Source organism: Streptomyces sp. NPDC044063 (assembly GCF_056434285.1).
Map to the genome: position 1 here is coordinate 31,585 of NZ_JBWKFM010000016.1, position 12,810 is coordinate 44,394.

12 protein-coding genes are annotated in these 12,810 nt (G+C 69.1%); 6 read left to right on the forward strand and 6 right to left on the reverse strand.

Annotated elements, in window-relative coordinates:
• Positions 1-74: 74 nt before the first annotated feature.
• On the forward strand, positions 75-617 hold the full coding sequence (locus tag AC07BS_RS20520; RefSeq protein ID WP_478933607.1) for a GNAT family N-acetyltransferase: 543 nt from the start codon (positions 75-77) through the stop codon (positions 615-617).
• A gap of 843 nt (positions 618-1,460) precedes the next feature.
• The gene (locus tag AC07BS_RS20525; RefSeq protein WP_478933609.1) at positions 1,461-1,829 is read left to right on the forward strand and encodes a hypothetical protein; all 369 of its coding nucleotides are present in this window, start codon (positions 1,461-1,463) and stop codon (positions 1,827-1,829) included.
• Positions 1,830-2,121: 292 nt separating this feature from the next.
• Here AC07BS_RS20525 and AC07BS_RS20530 read toward each other — a convergent pair whose 3' ends face one another.
• From AC07BS_RS20530 to AC07BS_RS20545, 4 genes are read right to left on the reverse strand one after another with little or no spacing between them, the layout of a single operon-like run.
• A complete protein-coding gene (locus AC07BS_RS20530; RefSeq protein ID WP_478933611.1) occupies positions 2,122-2,769 on the reverse strand; it encodes an acetoacetate decarboxylase family protein in 648 nt (215 codons plus the stop codon).
• Complete coding sequence (locus tag AC07BS_RS20535) at positions 2,766-3,647, reverse strand: SDR family NAD(P)-dependent oxidoreductase (RefSeq protein WP_478933613.1); 882 nt, start codon at positions 3,645-3,647, stop codon at positions 2,766-2,768. Before AC07BS_RS20535 ends, AC07BS_RS20530 begins: the two co-directional genes overlap by 4 nt.
• Positions 3,644-4,573, reverse strand: coding sequence for a terpene synthase family protein (locus tag AC07BS_RS20540; RefSeq protein WP_478933614.1), 930 nt, complete (start codon positions 4,571-4,573; stop codon positions 3,644-3,646). Before AC07BS_RS20540 ends, AC07BS_RS20535 begins: the two co-directional genes overlap by 4 nt.
• The gene (locus AC07BS_RS20545; RefSeq protein WP_478933616.1) at positions 4,570-6,093 is read right to left on the reverse strand and encodes a prenyltransferase/squalene oxidase repeat-containing protein; all 1,524 of its coding nucleotides are present in this window, start codon (positions 6,091-6,093) and stop codon (positions 4,570-4,572) included. The genes AC07BS_RS20540 and AC07BS_RS20545 overlap by 4 nt, the downstream gene beginning before the upstream one ends.
• 908 nt (positions 6,094-7,001) lie before the next feature.
• Here AC07BS_RS20545 and AC07BS_RS20550 point away from each other — a divergent pair.
• Both AC07BS_RS20550 and AC07BS_RS20555 read left to right on the forward strand, forming a co-directional pair.
• Positions 7,002-7,550: a GNAT family N-acetyltransferase gene (locus AC07BS_RS20550; RefSeq protein ID WP_478637827.1), complete on the forward strand. Its 549-nt coding sequence runs from the start codon at positions 7,002-7,004 to the stop codon at positions 7,548-7,550.
• 98 nt (positions 7,551-7,648) lie between these two features.
• A complete protein-coding gene (locus tag AC07BS_RS20555) occupies positions 7,649-7,771 on the forward strand; it encodes a hypothetical protein (protein ID WP_478933619.1) in 123 nt (40 codons plus the stop codon).
• A gap of 23 nt (positions 7,772-7,794) precedes the next feature.
• Here the strand turns inward: AC07BS_RS20555 and AC07BS_RS20560 are convergent, their stop codons facing one another.
• Together AC07BS_RS20560 and AC07BS_RS20565 are read right to left on the reverse strand one after the other, a co-directional pair.
• Entirely contained in the window at positions 7,795-8,355 is a 561-nt protein-coding gene (locus tag AC07BS_RS20560) for a LysE family translocator (protein ID WP_478933621.1), read from the reverse strand.
• 1 nt (position 8,356) lies between these two features.
• Positions 8,357-9,856: a DUF885 family protein gene (locus tag AC07BS_RS20565; RefSeq protein ID WP_478933623.1), complete on the reverse strand. Its 1,500-nt coding sequence runs from the start codon at positions 9,854-9,856 to the stop codon at positions 8,357-8,359.
• A 54-nt stretch (positions 9,857-9,910) separates the two neighbouring features.
• On the opposite strand from AC07BS_RS20565, the gene AC07BS_RS20570 reads away from it, so the two are divergent.
• Both AC07BS_RS20570 and AC07BS_RS20575 read left to right on the forward strand, forming a co-directional pair.
• The gene (locus AC07BS_RS20570) at positions 9,911-11,284 is read left to right on the forward strand and encodes an aminotransferase-like domain-containing protein (RefSeq protein WP_478933625.1); all 1,374 of its coding nucleotides are present in this window, start codon (positions 9,911-9,913) and stop codon (positions 11,282-11,284) included.
• A 1,070-nt stretch (positions 11,285-12,354) separates the two neighbouring features.
• On the forward strand, positions 12,355-12,618 hold the full coding sequence (locus tag AC07BS_RS20575; RefSeq protein WP_478933627.1) for a hypothetical protein: 264 nt from the start codon (positions 12,355-12,357) through the stop codon (positions 12,616-12,618).
• Positions 12,619-12,810 lie beyond the last annotated feature (192 nt).

A 12,810-nucleotide genomic window follows, 5' to 3' on the forward strand; every position in this document is an offset into this window, starting at 1 on the left:
CCGCCCACTGAGGCATGTACTGAAAGTGCCTGGTGAGGATGGCGGAGAGCCCCTTTGTGATCCAGAATGATCGGATGGTCACGCTGGAGACTCCCCGTTTGATCCTGCGTCGCTGGCGCGAGGAAGACGTTGTGCCCATGGCTGCCGTCAATGCCGACCCCGAGGTCATGCGGTGGATCCGTGACGGCAGCGTCCGCGACGAGCAGCAGACCCGCGACGGGGTCCAGGCATGGGAGAGCGAGTGGGAGGCACAGGGCTTCGGCCTGTTCGCCGTGGAGATCCGGTCCACTGGCGAGCTGGCCGGGTTCACCGGACTTGCAGTGCCCAACTTTCTGCCGGAGGTACTGCCGGCGGTTGAGGTGGGCTGGCGGCTGGGACGTTCCCACTGGGGGCAGGGCTTGGCCACCGAAGCCGCTGCGGCCGCCGTACGGTTCGGGTTCGAAGAGCGAGGGCTGGCGCGGATCATCAGCATCATTCAAGTGGGCAACGACGCCTCGGAACGGATCACGACCAAACTGGGAATGCATCCGGTCCGTGAGACCGTCAATCCCACCTGCGGACGGCGAGTACGGGTGTTCGAGTTGCCATCGGACCAGTACGTCACAACCATTTGTTGATGCCGGCAACGAGAACGGCAGCCTCGTAGCGGACCGCTGCCGTGCCCCCCAGGACCAAGGCGGCCGTGCCGAGGCCGACCCGCTGGAACGCGTACCGATGAGCATGTGTGCCTCCTCCTTCGTGACCGTGAGGCCCGATCGGCAGCGGTCGCTCGCCCCGCCGCCGGATCCGGCACCGACACCTGGGACGCGACGGCACCGAGCGGCTCATTCCAGGGGAGCCTGGCGGAAGCCGGAACGCGACTTCATCGTCGAAGGAAGTCTTCCGGCTGTCACCCTTCTTTTTCTGCTTGCCCACAGGAGATCCCCCCAGATTGACATTAACTATGTTCTAGGAAATCGAGTTACTGTCGGTAACTTATATTCGTCGACCGAGCATCAGGGCGACGTCCCATTGTGCCAGGTGGACTATGAGCCGGGCGGCATGGCGTAAGACCACTCTCTCGTGGCGACGGTGCGGGCCGAAGCCCCCGCCGCCTGCTCCGGCCCCGCCCCTGTGGTTCCGTCCTCCGCTCCTGAACGTCCGTCTCGCCTACGAACGTCTGTGGCCGGGCGCGCACAGCCGCGAGATTTTCAGGGTTCGCGGACAAGGTGGCGCGAGGTCTCCGCTCCAGGCCGGTCCCTGGGTGGCAGTGAGGCTGGCACCCCGCCGCTGTTGATCATCCAGCCGTAGGTCGCTGGAGCCGGGCGGCGAGGGCGTACGGGTAGGTCCTGGTGGGTGCATCGACGGCAGGGATGGCGTGATCTTGTAGGCCGGAAATCAACTGTTGCGGGTTCGGGGCCAGGCCGTAGAAACGGGATGTCATTTCGCGTTGGCTGGTTTTCCCCTCCAAGGAGCCCACTGTGCCCCGTTTGCGTACCACCATGATCGCTTTCGCCGGTGCTGCCGCGATGTTCGCCCTCACCGCCGCGCCTGCCCAGGCGGCACCCGGTGACGTGACCACCACCTGCGCGAGCACCGCCACCCCGGTCGGCTACGTCGACGTCAGCTGGGGCTACAGCAACACCTGTGGCGGTCAGAACTTCGCCCCGAACATCAAGCAGATCAAGCAGCTCACCGGCCTGCCCATAGGCACCGTCGTCCAGGCCTGTGGGTCCGCGTTCTACCCGACCGGCTGGGTCCAGACCAGCTCGTACTACAGCAGCTCGTGCGTGGCCTTCCCGAACTCCGGCTTCAACAACAACGCCTGGACCCTCAAGCGCGTCTCCTGATCCCCCCTCCGATCGCCAGCCCCGCCCCGCGACCGAAACAAGCCGGGGCGGGGCTGGCGGGTTCATCCGGCCTGTGCTCGCGTCTCAGCGGGGTGTGGGTGCCCAAGCAGGTGTGTGCTCGGCTGAACTGATGCGGCGCGGACCATCTGTCTGGCGACGTGGTCAAGCCACGGCCCCCCCGCGGGCTCGGTTTGAACGTACCCACAAGGCGTGCACCTGTCTGTGCGACCACCACCATGACAAGTGCGGAGTCGACTTCCACGCCCCGGCCACCGGCCTGACCGCTGTAGTGCTAGCAGTCGATATGGGCGTGGTGTCCGAGGTGTTTTCCCCGGCCTACGGTCATGCGGCATGGATCGAGCAGTACGGCCCGATGCGGTCCGTGCGAGCAGGGGGCGGGTAGGCGTGGTGACCACTCGTCCACGTGGAGGCGCCCCAGGCCCATGCGGGTGCGTACCCGGGCTGGGATGTAGACGAGACCTCCGTTGAGCACGCCGAACCCTGACAGCGGCACGGTTACCGTGGGGGTGGTTCGAGAGGGGCGGTCCATCCGCAGACGTACAAGGAGTCCCTCTCCGTCCGAGATGTCGACCTGCTGTCCGGACCATTCGAAGTGCGCCAGCCGCTTGGGGATCCCCCAGTTTCGGCGACCTCCCCACAGTGCCGTCGCGTCGTCGACCCAGATGTACTGGATGGACAGCCCTCCGACGCGCCCCCCGCGGCGAGCCGTCGAGCACATGACGAACTCGTTGTAGACCAGCGTGCCCGCCCTGTAACGGGCGACGAGGACGGCCAGCTTCCTCGGGTCGAGCAGTGGCTTCAGACCGGCCGGCAAGGGCAGCGGTTTCTCCACCGTGAGGAGGGTGATCCATACCGGGCCGTACATCGTCCACGGCTGAGCCGGGTACGGCACTTCGGCGGGCTCCCATCGGGTGCTCAATGTTTCTTCTCCTTCCGCTGGTGCTCCCACGTGACGTTGCCGTAGTCCCGGCGTGCGTGCCCTCCGGCCTCTACCGCTCTGCGCAGGGCCCGGGGGAACAGGAGATGCAGCAGGTACAGGGCAGGCAGGTATCGCGGGATGTCAACGACCTCTGTGTGATGGCGCAGTGCCTTGATGACGCGGTGAGCGACGTCCGGGGGAGTGAGGGGTGGCAGGAAGTCCGCTGTCCGGGGCAGCCGTTGACGCGGCACGTGACGGCGGAAGAACGCGGTGCCCGCGACCGTGCCGGGGCGGACCAGTGTCGTGTGGACGGCGGTCTTCTTCAGCTCCATCGCCAGGATCAGCGTGTACGCCTCCACGGCGGCCTTGGAGGCGGCGTAGGCGGCGGAAGGGCCTTTGACGAAGATCCGTCCGGTGGACGATCCCATGTTGACGATGTGGCCCTCACCCTGGGCCCGCATGAGGGGCAGGACCGCTTTCGTGGTGTAAACCATGGCGTGGAAGCCGGTTCGCATCGTGAGTTCCGCCTCGTCCGTGGTCATGGCGTCCACGGACTCCCAGCGGGTGAAGGCCGCGTTGTTGACGAGCACGTCCACCCGTCCCGTCTTCCGGTGGACTCCGGTGATCCACTGGTGGACCGCGTCTCGGTCGGTCACGTCGCAGTGCTCCAGAGTGATGCGGTGCTGCCATGAGAACTGGGGCAGTTCCTTCCTCGCTGCCTCGATGTGGGCCGTGGACACATCGCACACATGGACGTCACCTCCATGGGCGGCCAGGGCGACCGCGACGGCCCAGCCGATGCCCTGGGCGCCTCCGGTGACCAGGCATGTCCGCCCGTCGAGGAAGCCGCTGTCCCTTTCGCGTGTCCGTCCGGTCATGGCAGTACGCCTCCCCGTCCGCAGATGTCCCGCAGCAGGCGGTCGTCGTAGCGTGAGGTCTCGGAGATCCAATGGAGAGCCCCGTCAAGGAACCTCCGGAGCATGGCGCTGTACCCGCGGATGCCTTCCACCCCCTGTCCCACGAGCCGGGCCTCGACCTCGTCGTAGTCCCGCATCCGGGCTCGGATCATGCGTACGGCGTGCTGTGCGGCGGCGGACCGGCCGGCACCCAAGTGGCGCATGAGAACGGGGACCAGACCAACCTGGCCGCAGAGCGTGTCACCGGTGAAGGACACCAGATCGTTGATCCAGGCGTAGACATCGGCCACAGCGCAGCGCAGCGGTTCCACGGCCGCGTACACCTCCCGGGGTGGACGCAGACCGGCTGGGCGCTCCAGGATGTCGAGCATGGGCAGGACCGTGATGGTGCGGCGGCGCAGGGCCAGGTAGGCGTCGAGCTCCAGGCATCCGCCCGCAGCCCGGATGCGTACCTCCTGGCAGGTGCCTTCGGCGAATTCCCGGTAGTGGGTGCGGAAGCGGGTGCGCCACAGCGGTGTCATCGGTGCCGCTGTGCGGTCCCACAGGTCGGCGAGCGCGACGGCCGCGGGACACACCATCGCGTCGGCCGGCACGGACGGAGGGCCCAGTACCCGCAACAGCGTGTCCATCAGGTCCACCGCATGCTCCTGACGGCAGTGCTGTGGCATACGATCCAGCTCGTCGTCGATATGGCAAATCACTGTGATCCACTGCGCGACGAGCAGCACCTCGTCCGCACTCGCCGGCGCCGCTATCAGAGAGGCGCACCGTCCCGCTTGCATGGATGCCAGGCGCCGACGGGCGGCGGGGGTGGGCGTCAGGCCCGTACGGGTTGCCCAGCCGGACAGCAGCCGCCCAGTCTCTTCCTCGTCCGCTGCCGTTGTCATGACTGTGGCCCGAAGGCGGAGAGGGCATGGAGGACAAAGGCGTCCGCCAGCACAGGCAGGTCGTGGGGAAGGGGACGGGGGCCTGAGGTGTCGGGGACGGAGACGAAGCCGCCGTCGGGCTGCTGGTGACGCAGGAGGTAGGCGATTCCGCGGTCGGCGGCGGGTGATCCGTCGTTGGTCCGGGCAAGGGCGAGGAGCGCGTAAGCGGTGCTGATGGGGTCACTGGGACTACCGGGAACATGACCCCAGCCCCCGTCCAGCCCTTGCGCCGCGTGGAGATAGCGGCGGCATCCCCGTAGTGATGCGGTCACGTGGGCGTGCAGGTGCTGGGGGGCGTTGTCCGGGAGCCGCATCAGGGAGTAGGTGCTGCGGAAGACCGCGTTGGTCTCGGCCAGGCTCCAGCTCCGCTCGAAGGAGCCGTCTGGGCGCTGACAGTGCACCAGGTAGCCGATGCCCCTGCACACCGACTCGTCATGACGGCCTCCTCGCGCCAGGACGGCTGCTGCGGCGGCGGTCATGGCAGGTTCGGACGCGCCGCCCCTGCTGTACGTGGGGAAGCCCCCGTCGTCGTTCTGCACCGCCAGAAGGAACCCTTCCGCCCGCTCAATGGCCGGCTCGTACCGGCTGTCTCCGACAGTGTGGAGGGCTTCGAGGCAGTAGGTGGTGTCGTCCACGTCTGTCTGCAGGGCGCCCTCGCCGTAGGACCAGCCCCCGTCGGGCTGTTGCTGGGATGCCAGATAACGGCACATGCGCGCGGCCTGGGGCTCACCGGCCTGTGCGAGTGCCCAGGCAGCCGTCGCCGTACAAAAGATGTCGGCTCGGGTGACGAAGGGCACGCCCCCATCGGCGTTGCGGACGGCGAGCAGCCGGTCGGTGCCGCGTTCCACGAGACGGGGGCTGGAGCCGTGAGCGGCAAGGGCCAGCAGGGCCAGGACGTGCGTGAGGACCACGTTCTCCTTGACGGTGCCGGGTTCCTGGGTGGCCCGCAGGGACCGCACGTCGCAGTCGGACACCTGGTCACGGTGCCCCGTCGCGCAGGCATGCAGGACCTTCAGGGCCAGCACCACCGCGGCGGCCGAGTAGTTCAGGCCGGTCGCGTCGTACGCTTCGACCCTGATGTCGGGGTCGAAGCCATGTCCCCGTACGACGGCCAGCATCCCGCCGAAGGTGAGGTGTTTGCGGGCCTTGCTGTGATGGTCGAAGCCGTCCAGGCATGTGTGCACCCGCTGGTCGTCAGCTGACGTGAAGCGGTCCAGGGTCGCGTGCGCGACGGCGGTGCTGAACCAGTCGAGCGCGGGGTCCGCGGCCGCCCGCGACACGAACCGGTTCAGCTGTTCGCTGATGTCGTCGTGGCGGCCGAGGCGCCGCAGCAGGACCAAGGTCAGGGCGGTTTCCAGCACTCTGCTCGCGCAGCGCTCGCGCAAGGCCCCGTCCGGATCGGCACGCGCGATCAGATGCTTGGCGAGGCGTTCCCTCGTCAGCCGGACCCGCGCGGAGTCGGCTCCTGCCGGCCTAGGCACCCTTCCCACCTCCTGGGGCTGTCACGCGCCACCGCGCGGTGAGCTCGCGGGTCAGTGGAGAACTCTGGTGCCGGCGCCTCCGGAACGGAGGTACTGGCAGTCATACCGATGGTGATGACGCCCCGAAGGCACCTGCCCGGAGCGCGGATCTCGACTGGCGTGGCATGCCGCGAACGCCTGACCCGAGTGGGACGGCTCCGCTCTCTGCCAGCAGGAAGAATGAACACGACGCATTCTTGTGCCTTTGCGAACGGCCATCCGGGGCGATGAACTATGCACATCCCACACAACTCGCCCAGTGGCAGGGACGCAATCCTGGCCGGGGGGCGTATGACAGCACTCATGGCGTGTTCACCCAGGGCATGTCCGAGACGGTCTCCGGCGTGCGCAGCCTGCGCCTCCCGGCTCAGCCTGCGCGGGCGTCTCCAGAGGCGCCCGTCGCCCGAGCTCCGGCGGGGGCCGCTCTTGGGGCGTGGTGGGATAACGCCCGCAGTGGCTGCGGCGGCTATGACCGACGCCCCGCCGGTGTACGAGATCAAGAACCGGAACAGCGGCCTGATCCTGCGAGGCGACACCAACGCCCGCACAGCGACCAAGCAACACAGGGCGGAGGGCGATCACCGGGAACGACAGTGGCAGCTGCTCCCCATGGGACGCACCAGGGGGGCAGGAGCGACCTGGCCTCTGCCCTTCCCTTCGACTTACAGGCTTGGGGGAGATTGAGCTTCGGGGCGCGGTTCGGTCGGAGACGAGCGAGGTAATCGTGGGATGGATCTCGGCGTGGATATCGTGGCGTCTGCGTGACCGTCACCATGTCCGCCGACGCGCGGGCGTTGCGGTGTCGTGGTCGGCCGTGCGCTGGTGTAAAGCAGTGGACAGCTTTCAGGCTCTGGGTGAGTATCACCGCGATGAACAACGAACCTCTCTCCCCGCCCAAACGCGTCCGCTTCGTCGAGCTCAGCGCGAAGGCACTGCGGGCGCTTGCCGACGGTGACCTCGCCGGCGGCAGCGCCGAGGCCGGGGTCGCCCTTGACGAGCACTTCGTCGGTGAGCGAGCCCGCTGGATCTTCGGCTACCGCGCCGACCAGCTCGCCAAGGACCCCTTGGCCGCGCCCTGGATCACGCGGGCCGCGGTGTCCGAGCCGGACGGGGTTGTCGTGGGCGACGCCGGGTTCCATGGGCCGCCTGACGAGGCCGGCATGGTCGAGGTCGGCTATACCGTCGTGCCCGGGTACCGCCGCCAGGGCTATGCCCGCGCCATGCTGAGGGCGTTGCTCGTCAGAGCCGCTGCCGAGCCCGGTGTCAGGACCGTGCGCGCCAGGATCGCATCCGACAACACCGCCTCCCTGGCCTCCATCGAGGGCTTCGGCTTTACGCGGGTCGGTGAGCAGGGCAACGAGCGCGACGGACTCACGATCATCTTTGAGGTCCCGGCAGATGCCATTCAGACGAGGTAGCTTCACGGTCTCGGCGGACCGGTGATCGTCCCGCCGGGCCGTGACATGAGAAGCGCCTCGCGGGTTGGGTGAGTTGGGAGGCTGCCCAGGCACTGACGATGGCGACATGTATCGGCGCCCCGCGGTGTCTCGAGCTCGCCCAGGGCCTCGTCCCGCGCTTTGCCGCGCACCAGCAGGAGGAAGGAGTCTCCGAGCTCCTGGAGCTCGCGGGCGCGTGCTGATGCGGACTGCACTCGACGAGGCGTCACGCCAGTGCCATGTAGCCGGCGAGCCCCAGGTAGATCACCCCCGGCCACCGCCCGCCTGCCCGCAGTCGGCCGCCCAGCGTCGCCCCGGCCAGCGCGTAGCCGACATCAGCGGCCAGTGCCAGTGCGAAGAACACCGCGCCATGGACCAGCAGCCCGGCCCGTGTCGTCGCGAACTGCGGCAGGAACACCAGGAAGAACAATCCGACCTTCGGGTTGAGCAGGTTGACCAGTACGCCGTCCCGGAACATCCGGCCCGCCGACTCCGGGACCGCAGGCGCTGCGGCTGCCGGCCGGGGCCGCAAGGCACGCAGGCCCAGCCAGAGCAGATAGCCCACGCCGGCCCACCGGATCGCGCTCGACGCGACGGGCGCGGCGGCCAGCAGGGCGGTCACCCCGGCCACCGCGAGACCTATTTGGACCAGGGTGCCGGTCTCCACGCCGAGCGCGGACAGCAGCCCGGCCCGGCGGCCGTGTGCGGTGGCGCGGGTCACGATGTACACCATGTTGGGTCCCGGCACCGCGATCAGTGCCGTCGAGGCCAGTACGAACGCCCACATCTCAGGTGCCCAGCGCCCGGTCGAGGAGGCCCAGCGGTGGCGCGCCGAGGCCGAGCAGCGCCGCGTGGAACCGGGCGAGGCTGAACCCGGAGCCCCACTCGGCCCGGGCACGGTCCCGCAGGTCGAGGATCGCCAGCTTGCCCCACGTGTACGACATGGTCAGCGGCTCCCGGAGCACCCGGTGCACGGCGGCGTCGGCGGCCGGCCCGGCGAGCAGGGCGTCCACGGTGAACCGGTGGCGCGCCTCCGCCACCGACATCGCCCTGGTCTGGAAGCCGATGGTGCAGGCCAGCCGGGTGATCCGCAGCAGCGCGTCCCGGGCGACGCTCGCCACGAACCGCGGATCGCCGTCCCGGAAGCCCTCCTCGACGGCGAGCTGCTCGCAGTAGTGCGCCCAGCCCTCGACGAAGGCGGGGGAGTGCAGGGTGCGCCGGACGTCCCCGGCGGCGCGGCGCAACGCCCGGCCGTGCGCGTGATGGCCCGGGGCCGCCTCGTGCAGGGCGATGTTGGCCAGCCCCGACCGGTTGTACAGCGACAGCCACTGCGCGCTCCGGTCCGCCGGCCAGCTCGGGGCCGGCGGAGTGATGCGGAACCAGCTCGGCCCGTCCGGTTCGTACGGCGCGGCCATGGTCAGCGTCGCCACCTGGTGCGCGTCGGTCGGCGAGGTGACCCCGACCCGGCACTCGCCGTCCAGATACGGCACCAGCCCCCGCTCCGCCGTCCACGCCTCGACCTCGGTGACCAGCTCGGCGGCCAGCTCCAGTACCCCCGACGGCGACGGGTGATCGGCGAGGATCCCGGCCATGGTCACCTCTGCCGGGACGACTGGGTCGATCCGGCCACATGCCTCGATCAAACGGCCCCGCCACGAGTCCCGCTCGACATCGAGCCGGGCGGCCAGCGCGGTCAGGTCCACCTCGACCGCCTCGGTCGCCCTGGCCAACCGGGCCAGCGCCGATCCACCGAGCGCCGGGTCCGGATCGCCGGTACGGGCCGCGTGCCGCAGGTGCGTGATGAGCCGGTCGAGGGCGGCCCGGGCGGACGGCACGTCAGCGACCAGGTGGGCCAGGCCCCGGGCCGTGTCCAGGGCCGTCTCGGCCAGCGGCGCCGGCACCCGGTCGAGGGCGGCGATCGCCGCGTCCACGGCGTCCGGCCAGCCCGCGAGGTGCCTCCGGCGAGCGGCGGCCCGCTCGGCGGCCGGGGCGTACTCGCGCTCGTAGCAGGTGACGTCGAGGTTCTCCAGATGCGGGGTCGGGTCGAACCGGTGCAGCTCCAGCTCTCCGTAGCGGACCTGCAGCGCGTGCTCGAAGGCGGCGAGCTGCCGTTCGTCGTGCGGGTCGGCGAGCGGGGAGCCGCCGAGCGCGGCCAGGCCGCGGCGTACCCCGTCGGGGGAGAGGTCCTGGAGGATCCCGTCGTACTCGTGCCGGCCCGCGTCCGTGCGGGTGGCCGGCACCATGAGATCGGTCACCGCCCGCAGCCGGGCGTCCTGTGATGTGATCATGGAACTGAGTCTTGTCGGCGCGGTGGCCCGTCACCCGGGCCAATGGGGGGAGAAGTGGACCGGAACTGGACCGCGGCCGAACTGACCGAGATCCTGGGCGATTGGGCTACGGCGAGGGGGCCGCTGTACCGGCGGCTCGCCGCCGCCCTCACCGTCGCCGTGGAGAGCGGCGACCTCGCGACCGGTGAACGGCTGCCCGCCGAACGGGAGCTGGCCCGGGCACTCAAACTGAGCCGGGCCACCATCGTCGCGGCCTACGACCTGCTTCGGGACGCCGGCACGCTGGACAGTCGCCGAGGCAGCGGCAGCCGCGTGCGCGGCGGCAGGGGCAAGCGGGGCGGTTCAGGGGCCGAGTCCGGCACGGCGGTGGTCCGCCGGCTCGCCGCCGGGCCCGGCCCGCTGATCTCCCTGGCCCGCACCGCCGGCGAGCCACCCGCCGATCTGGCCGCCGAACTCGCCGCCCTCGCCGCCGAGGACCTCCCCGCGCTGCTCGCCGACACCGGCCACCATCCGCGCGGCCTACCGGTGCTCCGCGAGACCATCGCCGACCAGTACGCGGCCGACGGCCTGCCCACCACCGCCGACCAGATCGTCGTCACCACCGGGGCCACCCAAGCGATCAGCCTCGCGATCACCTGCTTCGTCCGCCGCCGCGCCACCGTCGTCGTCGAGTCCCCGGGTTGGCCCGGCTGCCTCGACGCCTTCCACGCGGCGGGCGCCCGGCTCGCCCCGGTCGGGCTGGACGCCGAGGGAGCCGCCCTCGCCGAACTCGCGCCGGCGTTCGCGGCCGGACCGGCGCTGGCGTACCTGATGCCGACCTTCCACAATCCGACCGGCACCCTGATGTCGGCCGCCCGCCGCCGGCGGATCGGCGAACTGGCCGCGCAGCACGGCGTACCGGTGCTGGAGGACAACGCCTACTGCACCACCCTGGGCACGCCGCCGCCCCAGCCGTTGGCCGCGTACGCGCCGCGCGGCGCGACCGTCCTCAGCGTCGGCTCGGTGACCAAGACGATCTGGTCGGGCCTTCGGGTCGGCTGGCTGCGGGCCCCCGCGCCGATCGCCGAGCAGATCGCGCGGCTGAAGACTCTCGCGGACCTGGGGAGCCCCGTGCTGGACCAGGCGCTCGCCGCCCGTCTGATGCGCCGGTCCACGCCGCCGGACACCGAGCCGCTCCGCCGACTGACCCACCTGGAGGCAGCCCTACGCGCCCGGCTACCCGACTGGCGGTGGCGCCGCCCGGACGGCGGCTCGGCACTGTGGATCGAACTGCCCGATGCGGACGCCCGGGTCTACGCCCAACTCGCGCTGCGGCATGGAGTGGAGGTCGTTCCGGACGCGACGCACATCCGGGTGCCGTTCACCTTCCCGACGGCGACGCTCACCGAGCTGGCCGAGCGGCTCGGCCAGGCCTGGGACAGCCGGTAAGTCCCAGGCCCGGCGGGCCGGTCAGCCCGCAGGGCCGGACGTCGCATGTATCGCGAGGAGAGGCTCAGGTAGTACCAGAAGATGGTCCACCGTCCCGGCAACGACGCAACGTGCGTGCACGGAAGCTACAAGCGGCCCTTCGTCAACAACAGTCAAGTTGTGAGACACCCTGCGCGGTGAGGGTCACGCCGCCCTCACCCTGATCGCGTCGAACCACGACGCCCCTCCTGAAATGACTGAAAGATTCCTCTATGTACGCTTCATGCTCGTCCGCCATCTGGGGATTGTCACGGCTCTGCTGATTGTCGTCACGTGCGAGTTGTCGCCGGGAGGGTGCGTGATGACGGGGTACTGAGCTGGTGGCGGCACCCGCGGCCCTGTCCTTGCGCTCGGTTGTGCTGGGCCGGTGATGATCCTCGCGAGGATCGGGAGCTTCTGCGGCCGACACGGAGTGCAAAGCGCACTCTCGCTGCTGGTTGGGGCTACCGCAGCGACGCTGGGGAGTGCTTCGGCCTGCCTTAATGGACTCTTGCGGCACGCTTCGGGGGTGCGGTGAGGATTCGTCGGCCCGGCACGCTTGTTAGCGATAGCTAATTGCTATTTTTTGCATCTTCACGGTCGCGGGAGGGCTGGATGCAAGTACCTGACATGTGTGTGATTCACCCTGACGAGTGATTGAAACGCTCGGGTGATGGCGCGGGGAAGGTGGGGTTCTGGGTTCCCTGAGGGGACGCCTGGAGCAAGCGATCAAAATTGCCACACACGTCGAACTGGTTCGATCGCAATCCGGTCGGTTCTGCGTGTCATTCGAAGTAAAGCGATGATTCTTTGGTGTATACATGTTCGATCGCTTGACGGGTTGTCAACTCGGGCTTTTCTGAACTTGCCTGGCTCAGAGATTTGCACGAGATGGGCCTGCTTCTTGCTCTTCCGTGGTCATCGCAAAGAACGTTGTATTGTCATAGCGCATGAGGTGACGTGACCATCTCTCTCATGCGAAAAGCGGCTCCGGGGGTGCATCCCGGAGCCGCCCACTTCCGAAGGCCACATCTCGTGACAAGGAGAGCAAGATGACCATTCGAAACGACCAAGGGCGCAGTAGTGTGCCCCCGGCATCTCACCAGTCAAGCATGCCCAGCCCCTCCGGTGTGACAACGATCCGGGTGTGGGACATCAAAATGTTCCCGGTCCTTGTCGTGGTGGTGATCATCCTCATTGCCGCAGTGGCCATCGGCGAACCGCTGCCTCAAGGGCTTCTGCTCGGGATGCTGCCTCTCACGGCGAGCGCCGCAGGCTGTGCGTCCGTGCGCCTGAGGGCATTACGTCAGGTGTGATGCCGCGGGGGCGGTGGCGCGAAGCCGTCGCCCCCGGTAACCGTTGACGATCACTCGCCAGGGCCGTGGAAAGGATGCTGCGTGGGTGGGGCGCTACCTGATGGCGTCTGCGGCGCGTGCGGGACATTACTGAGGCGCCGGCCCGGCCGGGGCCGGCCTCGGGGCTACTGCGATACGCGCTGCAGGCGGCGG